Annotated in this window: 32 protein-coding genes, 1 tRNA gene and 1 pseudogene; 7 read left to right on the forward strand and 27 right to left on the reverse strand. The window is 61.0% G+C overall.

The genetic code is table 11. The annotated features are described in order from the left end of the window. Positions 1–586: 586 nt before the first annotated feature. From HUW53_RS21010 to HUW53_RS21125, 24 genes and pseudogenes are all read right to left on the reverse strand, one after another. Positions 587–1195 carry a hypothetical protein gene (locus tag HUW53_RS21010; protein WP_237347707.1) on the reverse strand — a complete coding sequence of 203 codons (609 nt, stop codon included), beginning with the start codon at positions 1193–1195 and terminating at the stop codon, positions 587–589. Further along, positions 1192–1347 carry a hypothetical protein gene (locus tag HUW53_RS21015; RefSeq protein WP_237347708.1) on the reverse strand — a complete coding sequence of 52 codons (156 nt, stop codon included), beginning with the start codon at positions 1345–1347 and terminating at the stop codon, positions 1192–1194. The genes HUW53_RS21010 and HUW53_RS21015 overlap by 4 nt, the downstream gene beginning before the upstream one ends. Beyond that, a complete protein-coding gene (locus HUW53_RS21020) occupies positions 1344–1535 on the reverse strand; it encodes a hypothetical protein (protein WP_237347709.1) in 192 nt (63 codons plus the stop codon). Before HUW53_RS21020 ends, HUW53_RS21015 begins: the two co-directional genes overlap by 4 nt. A 14-nt stretch (positions 1536–1549) precedes the next feature. Continuing rightward, positions 1550–1625: transfer RNA gene (locus HUW53_RS21025), tRNA-Thr, on the reverse strand. A gap of 709 nt (positions 1626–2334) precedes the next feature. Then, positions 2335–2742 (reverse strand): hypothetical protein, encoded by a 408-nt coding sequence (locus HUW53_RS21030; RefSeq protein ID WP_237347710.1) that lies wholly within the window; start codon positions 2740–2742, stop codon positions 2335–2337. A 161-nt stretch (positions 2743–2903) separates the two neighbouring features. Continuing rightward, on the reverse strand, positions 2904–3347 hold the full coding sequence (locus tag HUW53_RS21035) for a hypothetical protein (RefSeq protein WP_237347711.1): 444 nt from the start codon (positions 3345–3347) through the stop codon (positions 2904–2906). 47 nt (positions 3348–3394) lie between these two features. Next, entirely contained in the window at positions 3395–3808 is a 414-nt protein-coding gene (locus HUW53_RS21040; protein ID WP_237347712.1) for a gas vesicle protein GvpO, read from the reverse strand. Then, positions 3808–4017 (reverse strand): hypothetical protein, encoded by a 210-nt coding sequence (locus tag HUW53_RS21045; RefSeq protein WP_237347713.1) that lies wholly within the window; start codon positions 4015–4017, stop codon positions 3808–3810. The genes HUW53_RS21040 and HUW53_RS21045 overlap by 1 nt, the downstream gene beginning before the upstream one ends. Then, the gene (locus HUW53_RS21050; RefSeq protein ID WP_237347714.1) at positions 4010–4327 is read right to left on the reverse strand and encodes a hypothetical protein; all 318 of its coding nucleotides are present in this window, start codon (positions 4325–4327) and stop codon (positions 4010–4012) included. The genes HUW53_RS21045 and HUW53_RS21050 overlap by 8 nt, the downstream gene beginning before the upstream one ends. A gap of 50 nt (positions 4328–4377) precedes the next feature. After that, positions 4378–4578 (reverse strand): hypothetical protein, encoded by a 201-nt coding sequence (locus HUW53_RS21055; protein WP_237347715.1) that lies wholly within the window; start codon positions 4576–4578, stop codon positions 4378–4380. Continuing rightward, on the reverse strand, positions 4571–5008 hold the full coding sequence (locus HUW53_RS21060) for a deoxycytidylate deaminase (RefSeq protein ID WP_237347716.1): 438 nt from the start codon (positions 5006–5008) through the stop codon (positions 4571–4573). Before HUW53_RS21060 ends, HUW53_RS21055 begins: the two co-directional genes overlap by 8 nt. Further along, the gene (gene ssb / locus HUW53_RS21065) at positions 5008–5517 is read right to left on the reverse strand and encodes a single-stranded DNA-binding protein (protein WP_237347717.1); all 510 of its coding nucleotides are present in this window, start codon (positions 5515–5517) and stop codon (positions 5008–5010) included. The genes HUW53_RS21060 and ssb overlap by 1 nt, the downstream gene beginning before the upstream one ends. A gap of 10 nt (positions 5518–5527) precedes the next feature. Further along, entirely contained in the window at positions 5528–5833 is a 306-nt protein-coding gene (locus tag HUW53_RS21070; protein WP_237347718.1) for a hypothetical protein, read from the reverse strand. Then, complete coding sequence (locus tag HUW53_RS21075; protein ID WP_237347719.1) at positions 5833–6420, reverse strand: hypothetical protein; 588 nt, start codon at positions 6418–6420, stop codon at positions 5833–5835. The genes HUW53_RS21070 and HUW53_RS21075 overlap by 1 nt, the downstream gene beginning before the upstream one ends. Then, a complete protein-coding gene (locus HUW53_RS21080) occupies positions 6368–7177 on the reverse strand; it encodes a hypothetical protein (RefSeq protein WP_237347720.1) in 810 nt (269 codons plus the stop codon). Before HUW53_RS21080 ends, HUW53_RS21075 begins: the two co-directional genes overlap by 53 nt. Beyond that, a complete protein-coding gene (locus tag HUW53_RS21085; protein WP_237347721.1) occupies positions 7174–7872 on the reverse strand; it encodes a hypothetical protein in 699 nt (232 codons plus the stop codon). Before HUW53_RS21085 ends, HUW53_RS21080 begins: the two co-directional genes overlap by 4 nt. A gap of 1 nt (position 7873) precedes the next feature. Then, entirely contained in the window at positions 7874–8107 is a 234-nt protein-coding gene (locus HUW53_RS21090; protein WP_237347722.1) for a hypothetical protein, read from the reverse strand. A gap of 67 nt (positions 8108–8174) precedes the next feature. After that, positions 8175–8343: pseudogene (locus HUW53_RS22160) on the reverse strand (helix-turn-helix domain-containing protein); the annotation flags it as partial. A 366-nt stretch (positions 8344–8709) separates the two neighbouring features. Next, a complete protein-coding gene (locus HUW53_RS21100) occupies positions 8710–8976 on the reverse strand; it encodes a hypothetical protein (RefSeq protein WP_237347724.1) in 267 nt (88 codons plus the stop codon). Positions 8977–9209: 233 nt separating this feature from the next. Continuing rightward, positions 9210–9677 (reverse strand): RuvC family protein, encoded by a 468-nt coding sequence (locus HUW53_RS21105; RefSeq protein ID WP_237347725.1) that lies wholly within the window; start codon positions 9675–9677, stop codon positions 9210–9212. Between the two features lie 9 nt (positions 9678–9686). Continuing rightward, positions 9687–9977 (reverse strand): DUF2312 domain-containing protein, encoded by a 291-nt coding sequence (locus HUW53_RS21110; RefSeq protein WP_237347726.1) that lies wholly within the window; start codon positions 9975–9977, stop codon positions 9687–9689. A gap of 93 nt (positions 9978–10070) precedes the next feature. Then, on the reverse strand, positions 10071–10355 hold the full coding sequence (locus HUW53_RS21115) for a hypothetical protein (RefSeq protein ID WP_237347727.1): 285 nt from the start codon (positions 10353–10355) through the stop codon (positions 10071–10073). Further along, positions 10355–10855, reverse strand: coding sequence for a Rha family transcriptional regulator (locus HUW53_RS21120; RefSeq protein ID WP_237347728.1), 501 nt, complete (start codon positions 10853–10855; stop codon positions 10355–10357). The genes HUW53_RS21115 and HUW53_RS21120 overlap by 1 nt, the downstream gene beginning before the upstream one ends. 78 nt (positions 10856–10933) lie before the next feature. After that, positions 10934–11224, reverse strand: a complete 291-nt coding sequence (locus HUW53_RS21125; protein ID WP_237347729.1) for a hypothetical protein — start codon at positions 11222–11224, stop codon at positions 10934–10936. Between the two features lie 122 nt (positions 11225–11346). Here HUW53_RS21125 and HUW53_RS21130 point away from each other — a divergent pair, with 122 nt between their 5' ends. Continuing rightward, positions 11347–11859, forward strand: a complete 513-nt coding sequence (locus HUW53_RS21130) for a hypothetical protein (RefSeq protein ID WP_237347730.1) — start codon at positions 11347–11349, stop codon at positions 11857–11859. A gap of 131 nt (positions 11860–11990) precedes the next feature. On the opposite strand, the gene HUW53_RS21135 is transcribed toward HUW53_RS21130, so the two are convergent. The 3 genes from HUW53_RS21135 to HUW53_RS21145 are packed head-to-tail and all read right to left on the reverse strand — an operon-like array spanning position 11991 to position 12510. Further along, positions 11991–12149, reverse strand: coding sequence for a hypothetical protein (locus HUW53_RS21135; RefSeq protein WP_237347731.1), 159 nt, complete (start codon positions 12147–12149; stop codon positions 11991–11993). Beyond that, on the reverse strand, positions 12146–12298 hold the full coding sequence (locus tag HUW53_RS21140) for a hypothetical protein (protein ID WP_237347732.1): 153 nt from the start codon (positions 12296–12298) through the stop codon (positions 12146–12148). Before HUW53_RS21140 ends, HUW53_RS21135 begins: the two co-directional genes overlap by 4 nt. Then, positions 12298–12510 carry a transcriptional regulator gene (locus HUW53_RS21145; protein WP_237347733.1) on the reverse strand — a complete coding sequence of 71 codons (213 nt, stop codon included), beginning with the start codon at positions 12508–12510 and terminating at the stop codon, positions 12298–12300. The genes HUW53_RS21140 and HUW53_RS21145 overlap by 1 nt, the downstream gene beginning before the upstream one ends. A gap of 82 nt (positions 12511–12592) precedes the next feature. Between HUW53_RS21145 and HUW53_RS21150 the strand changes: the two genes are divergently transcribed. From HUW53_RS21150 to HUW53_RS21175, 6 genes are all read left to right on the forward strand, one after another. After that, positions 12593–13282: an XRE family transcriptional regulator gene (locus HUW53_RS21150; RefSeq protein ID WP_237347734.1), complete on the forward strand. Its 690-nt coding sequence runs from the start codon at positions 12593–12595 to the stop codon at positions 13280–13282. Positions 13283–13360: 78 nt separating this feature from the next. Then, entirely contained in the window at positions 13361–13669 is a 309-nt protein-coding gene (locus tag HUW53_RS21155) for a hypothetical protein (protein WP_237347735.1), read from the forward strand. A 167-nt stretch (positions 13670–13836) separates the two neighbouring features. Continuing rightward, positions 13837–14265 (forward strand): hypothetical protein, encoded by a 429-nt coding sequence (locus HUW53_RS21160; RefSeq protein ID WP_237347736.1) that lies wholly within the window; start codon positions 13837–13839, stop codon positions 14263–14265. Positions 14266–14790: 525 nt separating this feature from the next. Continuing rightward, positions 14791–14940: a hypothetical protein gene (locus tag HUW53_RS21165; RefSeq protein ID WP_237347737.1), complete on the forward strand. Its 150-nt coding sequence runs from the start codon at positions 14791–14793 to the stop codon at positions 14938–14940. A 59-nt stretch (positions 14941–14999) separates the two neighbouring features. Next, the gene (locus HUW53_RS21170) at positions 15000–15290 is read left to right on the forward strand and encodes a DUF6948 domain-containing protein (RefSeq protein ID WP_237347738.1); all 291 of its coding nucleotides are present in this window, start codon (positions 15000–15002) and stop codon (positions 15288–15290) included. Continuing rightward, on the forward strand, positions 15274–15467 hold a 194-nt coding region (locus HUW53_RS21175), incomplete at its 3' end, for a hypothetical protein (protein ID WP_237347739.1). The genes HUW53_RS21170 and HUW53_RS21175, both read left to right, overlap by 17 nt.

Raw genomic sequence — 15467 nt, forward strand, 5'->3', positions numbered from 1 at the left:
GCATCGCCACACGATACGACAAGCTGGCGAGGAACTATCTCGCCTCCTTGTGCCTCGCCGCACTCGTCTCATGCTGGATACGTTGAGTCTCGACCCTAGGCCCTCGCCAGTCACAGACCCTCGAACCGTCGTGTTCCGAAAGTAGCCGTCTCGGTCCACAAATTCGAGGATTTCCCGGTTTCTCAGGTGCTGGCCAGAGATGGTCACGACGTTTGACGAGTTGATCCGCGTGCCGGGGAACAGTCGCTTGTACTTCTCCCCGTCGAAAATCCGCTGGAGCCTGAGGTTTGCCCTTACCCCAAGCCTCTCTGAAAAGGATGCGTAGATGCACCTCAAGTCAGGGTCATGCCCAACTAGCCAAGATATGAACTCTAGAACCTGGAACGACTTCCCGTGCTGCGGCGGCGCGGTGATGATGAGGATCGGACGCTTTCCACCGATCAAGTCCGCCTTGAATTGTTCGAGGTGCCCGGCGATCTCACGCTGCCACCATCCGATCTTGATCTTCGGCGTCAGGTATTGACGATATGCCCAAAACCGATCGCGCGCCTCATGGATCGCGAGCTGCTCAAGGAGGTCAATGTCTCTAGTCGAAAATGCGGGTGGGGAGGCCACGTTCCTTCAAGCGCTCCCGCAATTCGTCGGACGTCAGGGCGGCGACCTCGATCACGCCGCCACCGCGCCCGGTGTGCTCGACCCGCACCGCGTCATCGTCGAGGTTGTGCGCCTGCCGCTCCAAGGGGATGAGACGCGAGGTGACGCGGGATAGCTTCTCCAGTAAATCGCCGGGGCTTTCCTTGTCCCCCATGCAGGGGCCATCCGGCTTTTTGCCCTGAAGCACGGTCGCGAGCCTGTCCGCCAGGATGCGCTTGAGCGCGTGGAGCTGCTGGAGGTCGCGCCGGTGAGAGAGTTGCACCTCGACGCCGCGCAGAGAGACCGTCTCCACGATCTCCCTATCAGCCTTCGTGCGTTCCTGCTGCGTACCCGGCTGCGTACCGTCAATGCGTACCAGCTTGGCACGCACCTCATTGCGCACTTTGTCCGCGAGGTCGCGCTCCCAACCAGCCGCCTTCGCTTTCTTGCGGATAGCTCCTTCGGTGACCCCGAAGCGGGCCGCTATCTCACGGTTGGAAAGCTGCCCGGCGCGGAACTCGCGCTCGATGGCATCCCAGTCGGCTTTCGGCTTGTTGGTCATTTCAGCTTCGCAAGAGCGTCTTTCACCTTCGCCGCGATCTCGGCACCGGCGGCGCGCGCCTGTGAGGCGGCTGTCTCTATGCTGCCCTTGACGGCGGCCTTAATTGCAGCAGCGACAGCCCGGCGCGCCTTGAGGCAGCGCAGGCAGGTCACTGCCGCACCTCGGTAGCGGGCTCCGGCATGTCGTCCTCGTCGTCCTCGCCCATGTTGAAAAGCTGCGGCGCCAGGAGCATCGCTGTTTCCACCAGCATGGACGCGAACTCGTCAGGCTCGGCTCCGATGGTCTGTCGCAGGTGGTGGAGGGTGGATAGGAACACGGCCTTACGCTCCAGATCGTCCATGCGGGCCTCATATGTGGTGCCGCCGGCAGGCATCGAACCCGCGCGCGTCCGCTTACAAAGCGGCTGCTCTGCCATCTGAGCTACGACGGCGAATAGAAGCACGGCCTTAGGTTGCCGCCCGAGGCCGTGGAGCATGCCAGCATCTCTCGGGCTCCTGTGTGCCATCCCGAGAGCGAAGGCAAAGTCTAGCGAAAACTTGGCCCATCTAGAGGGTATTCGCGGCGCCATCCGGAGCCTTGCCACGTGCCTAGGATAACACATGACCGCGAGCGGAGACGGTCCAGGGCACGTACCGCGAAATGGTCCCGGATGCTCAGGCGCCGGGTCGCTCGCAAACTAATCTGAGGCCGGGCGCTGTCGGATCCCAGCCACCACCGGTGGCGGCCTCAGAACTCATCGACACGGCGGTCATCGGCTCTCACCATTACGTCCCTGGGATTGGCGCCCATGTCACGGCCGCGTCGAACTCGTGCGCCGAAGCGCGAATAAGGGCGCAAGTTTAACGACATTCGCGGGGTCGGTTTAGTGTTGTCTCACCCGGATTCCGAAGCCCATAATGCCAGCGGATTGGATACCGCATGATGGGGTCGTGTTACCCCCCGGCGGGGATCTATATGCGCCGAAGCGCGAATTTGTTGCCGGCCTCTCAGCCGGCGCGGGCCGGATGCTTGCCTTTAGCGCCGTGCTCGCCAAAGTCCAGCCTAGTGGGCCGAAGATTGGGTCTGCACCTCGTATCGCAGAAGCGCGAAACTCATGCCCGGCGCAAAGCGCCTAGCCTCAATTTCGGAAATTACAGACCTCAGTCGTCCCTGTCAACAGGTATCCCGAAAAAACTCACAAGAGAGTCGAGCCCAAGGATCAGCGCGTCAAGACTCAAGGTGTCTTCGTCATGGATGCACACATTCCTGACCTCAGAGGCAGCAGCTTTCCCTGCATCTGCCAACGCCGTCATGCACCTCATATACTGGTTAGCCACCCTCCGCACAATGTCCGCATCGGGTTCATTTCGCAGCGATAGCCCATGCACAGCGCCGATATCCATGGACCGAGGAAATGGGCTCGGGTACCCATGTGAAATCTGGTAGTCGTGCACGAGACGCGCATACTCTTTCGCCGCTTCGTGATGCCATCTCTTCAGGACACCGCGCAAAAACAGGCGGCCGGCTGAATACCCCGCCTCGCTCCGGCCGGCGTCGTCCTCACTCATGGTTCGGCGCCGATAGGCCAAGACCGTCGATTTGATTTGCGTCTCAGTCTCCCCGCGTGGGGAGCGGTATTCATTCTTGATCTTTCCACAGGGATAGCGCTGGGTGTTCGGTGTAGACGGACGGCCCTTCCGCTTTTTGTTCCGCATCGTAGCCCCTCGTGTTAAGCCGCTTCCGTGGTTTCCGCGTCACGGAAATACCCGATACGCTGCAATTCGCGCATCATGTTCCAGGCCTGTTTTTCAGCAGATTTGCGCTTCAACTCGACCTCGGCATGGTGGTCAATGGCCCCCATGTAAAGCCCCATCGCCTCGTCAATCGCGCTGCCATCCGAATATTCAAAATATCCTGTTTCGATGAGCCGTTGAAGCACGAAAAAGACGATTAGACCGATTTTCCCCACTTCCGCATCGGCTTTGATATACGGCTTCACCGCATCGCCCACGGCGCGCATTGTGGAGAGCGCGATCTTGCGCCATTCCTTCGGCCTCTTGCCATGCAGCGCCGCGATTTCAGCTTCCGCGATCCCCGCGCATTGCATAAATCGGATGTAATCCGGGTCGCTCCTCTGGTCTTCTGGCACACCGTCCTGGATAACGAAGGACATGGCGTAGATCGGCCAAAGAAGCTCGCGAGCGCGGCGGTCAGTGAGCATTACTTTTGGAGCCACTTGCAGCCATAGACGTGGACCACCCGCGTCCCGACCTGCTGAAGCACAACGCCGTCTTTCCCCTCTCGCGTGCGATAGCTGCCGATCACCTCGCCCTCAAATCCGTCGTGGGCGATCTGGTAGACAGCGCCGATGTCCGTCAGATCCGGCTGCTTCTCTTGTCGGGCCAGCACCTCCGCGTAAGCCACCCCGGCCTTAAATGCGTCACGCTCGCGCTCAACAGCGGCTTCACTACGCGGGTCGCGAGCCCTTTCCACCCGCGCGATCCAAGCCACTTGGCCTTCAAGCACGGAGGCTACTTCTTCGCGCTCCCGTATCATCTGCATGTAGGACGGGCCGCCCAGGTCGCTTGGGTGCAGTGTGAGCCGCTTCACGAGGTCCTTAACATCCCGGTTCATCAATCCCACTCCACCACGAGAGATTTTTGTGCGGCTTCAAGCCATGCCTTGGTCTGCGCATGGGCGTATTGTTCGAGCGCCCGCGCATCCCTTTCCTGGGCATAGAGCCGGAGCAGCCCGTCATATTCCGACCGCAGCCGCGCGTTTTCAGCCCTCAGCAGCCGCTCGCTTTCGGACAATGCTTCGATCACCTCTTCGGCGCTATCCATTTGCGGCGCCTTCCTCGATCAGGAGCACCGCCGCTGCCGTGTAGATGATAGCCCCAAGCAACTCCCTCACAGCCGCATCGCGCTCGCCACGCGATAGCATCCCAAGCGCTTCCTGGGATTTCTTCATCGCCTGCCCCGTCGCATATCCAGGCCCGACCATGCGGCCGATTTCCATAATTGGTTGCCGGTCAAACGGGCGTCCATTGGCGTGCCGCTCCCTACCCTTTCCGGCGCTGGCCTGCTCAAAGGCGGCGTCCAGGGTGGAGCGGAGTAGCGCATAATGCGCATCCCTGGGCTCATCGACGCTCATCGGCCACCCACCTTTCGGCCACCAACCCGTTACCGGCCTCGCACCTAGACTCATCGCCCACCAGCCTTGGCGCATTCTTGCGCCGTGATCTGCTGTTGAATGTCTTTTACAACCCATTCCAGAAGCGCGATGTTTTCGCGGATGTCGGATGCGATCGTCACATCTCCGGAGCGCTGGGCTTTGACCGCCGCATTGCGGAGCCCGGCGATGACGGACGTTGCGACGGCGTGGGTTTTCGCAGGGTCACGCATAGTGTTTCTCCATGATTGCAGTAACAAGAACCCTGGCTTCCTTAAACATCTGCCGGGAGGCCTCAAATTCTTCTGCCGGCATTGATGTCGTCCCGGCGCCGAAGAATACGGCCTTGATTCCAGCCTGGATCATGGTGCGGGCACATGATGCACACGGCATATGGGTGACAAAAACGGTGCACCCATCGGTGCGGATGCCCTCACGGGCCGCGAACGCGATCAGGTTCGCCTCCGCATGTGAGGCGAAGAGATACTTGGCCGGGCGCTCGAACCTTTCTGGCAGATCTTTCACGCCATGCGGAGGCCCGTTGAATGCGGTCAAGCGGACCTCATTCCCAGGCCCTACCAGGGCCGCGCCGACCTGCGTCGGGTCCTTCGATTTCGTCGCCGCGTGCTCAGCAAACCCCATGAGGTAAGGCATCCATTCCATCAACGCACCTCCGGGGCGAAAGGAATATCGTCGTCGAACCCACCACCTGAGAAACCGCCTGTGGAGCCTGTGGGCGGCCGATCTGCGACAGCGCCTTGCCGAGTAGCTTCAGACCCACGATTCCCCGCCTGCGCCTCTCCCTGAGCATCTGACGCGCCATCCTTGCCGTCGAGGAGGACAAGCTGACCCCGGAACGGGCGCAGTACCACCTCTGTGGTGTACATCTCCCGGCCATCCTTCTCGTATTTTCGAGTTTCCAACTGGCCTTCAAGATAGACTTTCGACCCCTTCTTCAAGAATCGCTCAGCTACATTCACGATGTTTTCGTTGTAGATCGTGACGGCGTGCCACTCCGTTCGGTCTTTCCGCTCGCCCGTCACCTTGTCTTTCCAGCTTTCCGACGTGGCAATACGTAGATTACACACTTTTCCGCCTGATTGGAAGGTTCGCACCTCTGGGTCTCGGCCCAAATTCCCGATAAGAACGACTTTATTAACACTTCCAGCCATATGATTTCTCCTATCGCTCATTTCCGCAGAGCCGCACCGGGATGAACTGTGCATTCCGGCGCCGGCCAGTCCAACCGCATTCGCGGCACCCGGCGCCGCGCGCTTCGTACGGGTCATCGCTAGAGCACCCACTGCACCGCGCCGACCACATCACCAGCTCGCAAACATCCCCGTCGATCACGGCATAGACCCGGCGTCGGTCCAGCCGCCGGCCCGCGATTTCGTCCCCACGCTCCCAGGTGCAGGGCCGATCATCGTGGGTGATGATCTGGTCATCGACGACGGTGCCGACGCGCTCGACGATGCTGCCGGCCATCACTCTCCCCTCAAGATCGGGTACGGCACGGAGTGATCCACCCCGGCCGGGTTGGGGATGTGCCGACGCCGGACACGCTCGCCCTCTTTTGGTGCGAGCGCGGCGACCAGTGCAGCCACGGAATCCAGCGATGCCCTGGGCTCGACTACCGGCGGCGCGACCGCCTTCGGACCGGCCAACTGCGCCGCCCTCACCTCTTTGGCCCGCCACTCGTAATAGCGCAGCCGCCCGGCCTCCCGGTCCAACCACTCCCGCACTTCCTGCACTGTCGGCGGGAATTTAGACTCGGCCGGTAGACCCACCATCGGGTCGATACACAGGCGGCATAGCATCCGTTGGAAGTTTTGGAATACGGTCGCCAACGATGCGGCGAATGTCTCAGCGTCCACGAAATCTCGCGCCCGGTATTGGCCCATCAGGCCCCGCGAAAACTCGACGGCTTGTGTTGGGGTCGCGTTCTGGTCACTGGTCACGATCCGCAGCGCCGCGATAGCCTGCTCCAGGCTCTCGGCCGAGTGGGTGCGCGCCGCCTCGTCATGCGCTCCACCGACCCTCAGGTCCGCCAGCGTCTTCCATGCGCTGCGCATGGTCCCGGAGCCGATCGAATGCCGTGAGCAGCTCGTGCTGGCTCCGCTCCTGTCCTCGTGGTGGTGCTGCAATGTTTGGTTCATCGTCCCATCGTCCCTGGTTCAGCCACGTTGCGGGGTTGCACCACTGTCGGTCGGGCGGCTTGCTGGCGATGTACGCATCTAGCCCGGACATGAGTTTGGCGAAGGTCACGCGGCGGGATTTGCGAATGCGGTCAAGCTTGGCGAGGGCATCTGATTTTCCAACGCGGTGTGGATAGGCCCGCCAAAACAGATCTTGGAAATCCCTCGGCCAATCATCATCCGGGGGATGCGTAGGCGCGCTCACGTCTGATGCGTCAGCATCAGATATCTCTGCTTCTGCTTCTGCTTCTGCTTCTGGTGCGTTACACTGTGTTTCGGCGCGTTTAACATCTTGTTTCTTGCGTTCCCTGTATTCCTTGACGCGTTGCGTACTGGTGTCCTCGCGTTTCGGCTGGCGCCGATCCCATCCTGAAAGCGCATGCCCATCGATCACGCGGCCCTGCATTGCATCGATGATCGCGCTGACGGCGTCGTCATCCATGTCCAGTGCTGCCGCAATGTCCTCAACGCGTGCGCCAGATATATCCCCACTGCGGCCTGCCTTGCCGCCCTCGACCATGAGGATCGTGAACACCGCAATGACGGACGGAACCGCTTGCCCGCTCTTGCGGGCAACCACACGCCACTTTGGGTCAGTGGGCATATCTTCCCAGAGGCGAACCCACCCGCTCATTCCGCAGCCCCCATCCGTCCGCGGGCCATGGGGCTCCACTGCTCTGCCATCGCCGCCGCGAAACCGGTGAAGGTGCGTGAGCGGAAGCGCCACCGATCAGGACTGGGTGGCGCGCGGTGGACGGCACTCCAGCGCTTATGATCCGCCGTCCCTGATTTCGGCGGCTCCATACAGCTTGTCGGCATCAGCGGCGGGAGCCCACGTAGATACAGGCCAGTTGCCTTGAACGCCTCGTGGCCAAACCACCACGGCTGCACGATCTGGGGCCGCGGTAAATCCCTTGGCATCCGTTCCCGCGCGTGGCGGTGCATGATGGGGTTTTCCACGCACACCGCAGGCACCGGGGCATTCCAGCAGGAGGAAAAGAACGCGACACCCTCCGCAAGGTCCCGCCACATCTCATCCCGCGTCCGACCCGGTGGCGGCGTCGAGAGCCAGCGCACGCCGCTATTGCAGAGCCTGGTGCATGGAGGATGCATCACAGCAAGCAGATCCCACCCCTCGTTGAGGTGGTCCCGTACATCTCCGATAATATGCCTATTGCTGCGATCCTCAGCCGGCAGCAGATCCACCGACCACACGTCGTGGCCTCGCGCGGCGAATGCTCTCCGCACCACTCCAGATGTCTCGCAGCCCACCAGGATGCGGTAGGCGCGGCCTGGGTCGACATGAGACAACATATCGAGATCACCCATGTTATTCCGCAGCCTCCGACACCTGGGCAGCACGCCGCTCAGCGTCTTTTTGCGCGACACGCGACAAGGTGGCCGCTGCATTCTTGAGCACGTCCAGGCGCATTTCCCTGCGTTTGATTTCCGCAGGGTCCAGGCCGCCCTTCCCGATGGGCTTGCACCTCAGGATTTCGAGATGGTCGCGCGCCTCCATGAAGCGGCACTCGACCTCATCGGCCTGCTGCTGGTAGGTGCTCATGCCGCATCCCCCGTCAACTGCATCCGCAACGCAACGACGGATTCAGCGAGTTCTGGGTTTAGTTTGATTAGCCGCTCGATCTTTCGCGCTGCATGGAGCACCGTCGTATGGTCCCTACCTCCGAAATAACCGCCGATTTCAGGCAGTGATTTCGGAGTTAATTCTCTGGCGAAATACATCGCGATCTGTCTCGGAATGATAAGCGGACGGGTGCGCCGCTGTGACAGCAGGTCATAGGCGCGTATTTCGTAATAGTCGGCAACAGTTGCGATAATATCTCGCACCAACACCCGGCGCGGCTGTCGAAATTCATCACCGCATTCCGGATCTTGGACCGATATTAGCTTGCCTGCCCCCCAGCCTGGGCATGTGGACGGCCACCCGGTCGCGCTCAAAAAATTGACGCGGAGCCATTTCCCATCGGTACGGTCGCGCCAAGTTGAGACATGTTCGGACTGGTCTGGGCCCATTACCACATGCGCGGTTTTATCCAGGCGCCTCCGCACAACGGCGTAATGGGCGCGCTGCGCATCCCGGCCCGCCGGCACAGCGATCTCCTCTGGATCAATCCTCAGGCTGCAAATGCTCATGGCGGGCTCCGGTTAAAATTGAGATCCGGTGACAGAGTATTTCGGCATCCCGGACATCCGCGCCGGCACGGACTTGTCGTAGAGCGAGCGCCTCACGCCCTCCCGATCTGGGTGGGCTTTACGCATGGCCTCGACAAAGGGGTCGGTAGTGGTCTTGTTCATCGGTTCCGGGTCATCGCAGTAGTCGACGCGCACTCCGATCCGGATAGCCCTCTTGACGCAGGCACTCGGAGACCTGCGATAGCCGGCCTTAGCCAGGGATTTGGACAGCACGCTCATGCTAAATCCAGCCTCAACCCCACTCTTGAGGATTTGATCTTCCATCGGGGACCAAGCCCCCTCTGGAGGTCGGGATATCGATAGCTTAAGCATTCGCGCGCGGTGCTTCACGCCGCTTGCCGTCCTGGCAGGCCCGGCCTGAGTGAGAGCATCTGCGATCCTCTCGCGTGACCACCCCGCCGCGCAGCCCTTCATGAGGATAGCGTCTTCTTCAGGCGTCCATAGATAGGACATCATGCTCTCCCATTCTGGGTGCGCGCACCCCATAGAGCGATCAACGCGGCTTCCGCGCGCCCGTGATCTGCCTTGCGGCGAAACCGATCGCGAAGATCAGGGAAGGTCTCGATAGCCAGCGCGCGGGATTTCTCTTTGTCCGCGCCGATGTTCATGGACCGCTTCCAGGATGCGGGGGACACCCACTTCACCGGTATCCGCAGCGCGTCGATTACGCCGATGATCTGCCCAGCGGCATAGCCAAACCGGAACATGCTGCTGACACCCTGGCCGGGCATCGCTCCAACCTGCTCGACTACAGCCAGATCAAATCTGGTGAGGCGCAGCGTGTCGGACCAGGCGCCGCTATCCAGCCGGCGCCGGGCTCCCTCTCCCATCGTTGGGAGGTCTGCGGCCTCAATCAGCGCCCCATCACCAAGGATCGCGAATGCGCCATTGAGGCCTGGATCAACGCCAAGAATAATCATGCCCAGTCCTCAGAGGATGGTGCCGAGGGCGCGGGCATACATCTCGACGATGGCGTCGAGTTCCTTGCGCTTTTCCTCGTCTTCCTTTCGGATCTTCAGGATTTCGCGCAGAGCTTTCTTGTCAAACCCATTCGCTTCGGCTTCCGAAAACACATCCTTGATGTCGTCAGTCAACGCCTTCTTTTCTTCCTCAAGGCGCTCGATCCTTTCCACGAATGCCTTGAGTTGTTCTTTCGCAAACCCGGCGGGAGCGTCGGAGACATCGGTGGCGGGAGAGGTCGAAGAGGTGTCGTCAAACATGGGTCTTCTCCATTTTTGGGCGCACGACAGCGCCCGGCGAAATGCCGGTGATCGGCGGGTTAATTTTGGAGCGGCTGGGCCGCAGTATTCAGATCAGCGAGACCAGTAGCGATCAATCGCAGTGGCGAGACGGCGCTTCGCGTTCTTCTCGTCGCGCTTCGCCTCCACCAGCACCTTGTATTGTGGCTTCGTGGCCTTCATCATCTTGTCCCACTGCGGGGTGTCGCGCTCAACTTGGTCGATCCCGCGCTTTGCCTTCCAGGCCTCATAGGCGCCATCCAAGGCGGCCTGCGCGGCCTTCCTGAATGTCTCAGCGAGGTTGGCATCAAGCGCCTTGTTCGAGATCGCAAGGCGCAATGTAAGGTCCTGCACGTCCATCAGGCGGCTCCCGTGGCACGGGCACACCGGAAGCGGCCCTCGATAAAGGGGTGCGTGAACATGTACGGTGTGACGGGGTTGCATTCTCCGGCGAAGCGCTCGAACGTCTGGGCGAGCATGGTGAAAGCGTGCGCGAAAGCCTCGGCAGTGGTCGGGATAGCCTGCGGCTGGGCAATTTTAGCTTCAAGCTCCTGCCAGCGGTCCACCACGCGTGCGGTGAACTCTGGGGACAGCTGCGCCACGACGATCAAGCTGGAACGCTTGTTGAGTTGGTAAACGGAGACCGTTTCTGCTCTACGCTCCCGCTGAACTTTGACATCCTCCAACGGAGGGAGTGAGAAAACACCTGCCTCTGCAAGGCGTTCTATGGTCCGCCTCACATTGTCATGGCGCGGATTATCGGGGCTGAGAAGCTCCGCGATCTCCAGTGACGACATGGTGAGTGGGTCTCGCCCGGCCTTCGCTTGGATATGGTCAGAAAGCTGCACAATTTCCGTCATTGATCCTGCTCCTGTTCATTTCTTGGGTTGATCCAATCCGAAAGCCGCGCGCGATACTCGGATGATGCCGAGTAGATCTCAGCCAGCCGCATCCTCACGGCCCACGGCAGGATCGGCGCGACGAGCCGCCAGAAACGCCCTGGTTTGAATGTTTCGCTCATGGACCGCCTCTTCTCGTGCGCGCTTGAGGGCATTGATTTCATCGGCAAGTATCGTCTTCGCCTCGCGATGCCAGATCCCCCGAATGCGGCGCTCGGAAATGCCCGACACTTCGGCGACAAACGCGAGAACGGATTTCACACGAACCCCAAGGGGCTGCGGGCCTGCGATCTCAATAATCATGTTTCTGGCTTCGACAGCCGAAGACATCACATCGCCTCCGGAATTGGCCGCGGGTGATTTACCCGCGCGCACGGGTGACTTTCCGTCCACTGGCTACCTCCGATGTGCGACTGTGCGGACATTGGATGTTTGCTTACGGAGACGGAACGATGTTGCAGATCGCGGAGACCTTTGGCGGGAATGCCGCGACGCTGCGTGATGAAAGAGGCCTGCCGGTTGGAGCCGGCGTGGCCAGTTGGTCCCAGGGAGACGGGGACGAAGACACATTCCGACCGCTGGGAGCCCTGGCAGGCGCCGTGGTCGAGAGACTGAGGAAAATACGAATGGAGACGCGAGCACTCACCGCCTATGTCGAAGGCCGGGCCTATGCAGACGCCTACCGTCAGCTCGTCATGCTCGTGCTGGCACGCGAGCCGGGGCTGAAGACCACAATCCAAGAGATCGAGGCGGAAGCGTTGGCCCGCGTCTCGACGCTCTCCGCAATGCCCATCGACGGAGCCGAGAAAATCACTGACATCATGGACAGGGTGCGCAGCAATGTCGCTGCGTCCTGGAGCGGCTCGGAGCGCACTGTTGCCCCTCGCGCATCCGAGCCCAGCGCCCTCGCCGGCCAATCTGTCGCGCCTCGCCGGCGGGGGCGCCCCTCTCTCCTGTCCGAATAGATGCACGGGGTCACCAGATTGACGGCGAAATGAACCGCAATAAGCGGCGGCGGGGGCCGATCTGATGTTGCTGTACCGATGCCCGTGCTCACCGGCAGGAAGTCCCCCGCCCGAAAGAGATGTAGAGGCCATCAAGTGGCCTCCCACACAACCGCGCCGGCCTCGTCCGTCACCCGCACGACGCTGTCACGCAGCGCGTCCGCGAGCTGGCGAGCATGCGCCCACCCCATGAGGAGGAGCATTTCGCGTGTTCCGTCGCAGTAAAGGAAGATGAAGGGAGAGCGGGTCATGCTGCATCCCCGTCATGGTCAGCATCGCAGTGATAGGTGTAGGTCTGCGTAGTGACGCGCTCGGTGCGGCGGAACTCCAGCGGGCCGACGACTGTGCTCGCAACGCGCCACCCGCAATACAGGCCAGCGGCGATGATTGCCTCTTTCATCACACCACCTCCTCTTGAGGGGTGGGTGCGGGGCCATAGATGTCCGGGCGCAAGTCGTGACGGGAGACGCCGGTGATGCGCTCGACATCGCGTACTCGCCCTGGGGGGATGTCCCGCCACGAATACAACGACTGGTGCTTGATCCCGAGCTGGCGGGCGAAGCTCTTCAAGCCACCCGCTTTATCGGCCAATTCTCGGATGCGCTCAATCATGCTCACATGTAGGCATAACCTACTTATGCAGTCAATGCCTACTGTAGGTGATTTTCGAGTAGGCGTTGGCTACGGGTAGCTGATGGAAACGCTAGGCAGCAGAATCCGGTACGCGCGAGATGCCTGTGGGCTGACTCAAGATGACATCGCCGCTCATTTCGGGATCAAGCGCGTCTCCGTTACACAGTGGGAAGGCGGCACCACCAAGCCTGCGGTGAGCCGCCTCTCAAAGCTGGCGGATCTTCTGCACACCTCTGCCGAATGGCTCCTTGATGGTCGCGGGGATGCGCCTGCCTGGACAGCGAGCGCCGATCAGCCATCAGCCAAAAAAATCAGCGGCTTCAAGCCCGAGATCATCCCCGGTTCGGAATTGGTGGGTGCAAAGGATTTCCCCATCTACGCGGCGGCGGCCGGCGGCGAAGGCCACCAGATCGTGACATTCGAGCCGATCGAGTGGGTCAAGCGGCCATCCATTCTCGAGGGCGTGCCGGGCTCATATGGCCTGCTGGTCTACGGCGACTCGATGGACCCGGCCTTTTGCCACGGCGACATGGCCCTGATTCATCCGGGCCTAGGGCCAGCAGCCGGCAGCGATGTGGTGCTTTATGACCACCCACCGAATGGCGATGCCGAGGCGATCATCAAGCGCCTGGTGAGCTGGTCTGAGCAAGAGTGGCGCCTGAAGCAATACAACCCGCCGCGCGAGTGGACCGCATTCCGCGCGGACTGGCCCACCTGTCACCGTGTGGTGGGGAAGTACAGCAGGCGGTGATGGCGAATAATCCGATAGCCAGCCCACGGACCCACAGAGCGCGCAGATCAAAGCGCTGTTATCATTGGGAGACGCAACATGAGTGACAACAACAATGACGATTTCCCAGATCCAAGAATCCCATCTGTTTATGCAGACGGAATTGTTAATGCGACAACATTAGGTCCAGTTGCAAAATTGATATTTGCAAGAGTTGATCCGTCTCTGTCTGCTACCAAAGAAACTAATGTTGTATTCAATCAACAGATTATTATTCCAATTGGCGCTCTAATAGAGGGTGTCGCCTTTTTAGAGGAATTCATCGAGAAGCTTGAAAATGATGGAAACGCGGACAAAGGCGCATTGAACGCCGCCCGCGAAAAGCGGGCCGCTGGGAGGGCCCGGTGAGTGGGATCTCTCGGCCTGCTTGGGTTGGCCGCGACAATCAACCAGTCACATCCTCGGCAAACTCCGTACCCACAGGCCTCAGCAATGTCGCTTCGAGTGGGTTATCCTATGAGAATGTGGTAAGCATCGCGAAATCCCTAAAGCCCGCGCCCGAGGAATCTAGGTCCTTGCAGATGGATCAGTCTCCAGGCAAAATCGAGACCATGGACCACGACCTTGTCGACGCAAAAATCGCGACTTCAGAAGCTCGGGCGGATGCGAAATTCGCTGAGCTACGGGGCGAGGTGCGCTCCGGGCTTGCCGAAGTCACGGGCGAAATAAGAACCATGCGCCAAGAGTTTATTGGCGAGATGAAAGCCATGAGGACCGAACTATCCGGGCGCATGGATCAAATCGAAAAATCAACGACAGGCCTGCGCTGGAATATCTGGGGATCTGTGCTTGTCATTGCGGGGCTGATCATTGCGATGTTCTCCTTCTCGGGGAGTCAAATTGGCCTAGGCTTGAACTTCGGGTCCCAGGTCGAAAGCGCGGTTAAATCTGAAGTGTCGAGGCAAATCCCACCACCACCTCCGGCCGTCGCCAAGCCTGACTGACCTAATCGCCCGGCCCCGCGCCGGGCTTTTGTTGCCCTACCACACCTCCACCACCCCTCCCGGCACCCGCCCATAGCCCGCCCTCACCGGCGGGCTTTTTCGTGCCTACCCCGCCTCGAAAGCCCCCTCCGGCACTCGTCCATAGCTCGCGATGAGAATCGGCGGTTCCGCATCATCCGATTCCGGGTCTACCTCTCGCGAAAACGCGATGGCGCCCGCACCCGTGGCAGACAAGCGTTGAGCGAGCCGCTCCGCGTCGGCCGCGCTCCGCGCCTCCCGTGCCTGTCCCGCTTTTAGTGCGCCCCGCTTCCCCAGAACATAGGGTTGCACCACATAGAACGTCTTCGTCGCCATCGACCCCCCCCCTGACTCCGCCTCCCCCTGAGGCTGCGACAGGCTGACTCATCAATAAGAACAAATCAAGAACATAACGGTTCCGGAATGAATGTAGGTTTTACCTACTTTTCCCGTTGACACGTAGGTAGGCATCACCTACTATCTCCCCATCGAACAGGGAGACACGACATGACCACCCAGCCCTCCAAGTCCACCCAGAAGCCGATCCCGCAGCAGACGCTCGACCACATCGCGAAGATCACCAAGGGCCAGGCCGACCATGCCGCCCGCCTGATTGAGATGGCGCAGAAGCTGGCGAACGAAGGCCTGCTCGACTGAGCAACGGGCGGGCCCAGGCTCGCCCCTCCTCCCCTTCACCACCAGAAAGAGGACCAAACATGACCGACGCGACCGAAAATCCTGTGCTCGTGACCACCGAATACCGCGGCGTGTTTTTCGGCTACGCCACCGACACCAGTGGCGACGTGATCGAGCTGAAGCGCGCCCGCAATTGCATCTACTGGCCGAGCGGCCAGGGCGGATTTATGGGCCTTGCGGCCGAAGGCCCGGCGAAGGGCGCGCGCATCGGCGCCCAGGCGGACATCACGCTCCGCAAGATCACCGCAGTGGCGCCCGTGACTGAGGCTGCCGTCGAGAAGTGGGAGGCCGCCGGTGTCTACCGCGGCTGATAGCTACGGCTCCGGCTCCGGCTACGGCGACGGCGACGGCTCCGGCGACGGCTACGGCTCCGGCTACGGCTCCGGCTACGGCTCCGGCTCCGGCTCAGGCTCCGGCTCCGGCTACGGCTCCGGCTACGGCTCCGGCTCCGGCTCCGGCTCCGGCTACGGCTCCGGCTCCGGCTCCGG

This window comes from Xanthobacter agilis (assembly GCF_021730435.1).
Taxonomy (GTDB): domain Bacteria; phylum Pseudomonadota; class Alphaproteobacteria; order Rhizobiales; family Xanthobacteraceae; genus Xanthobacter; species Xanthobacter agilis.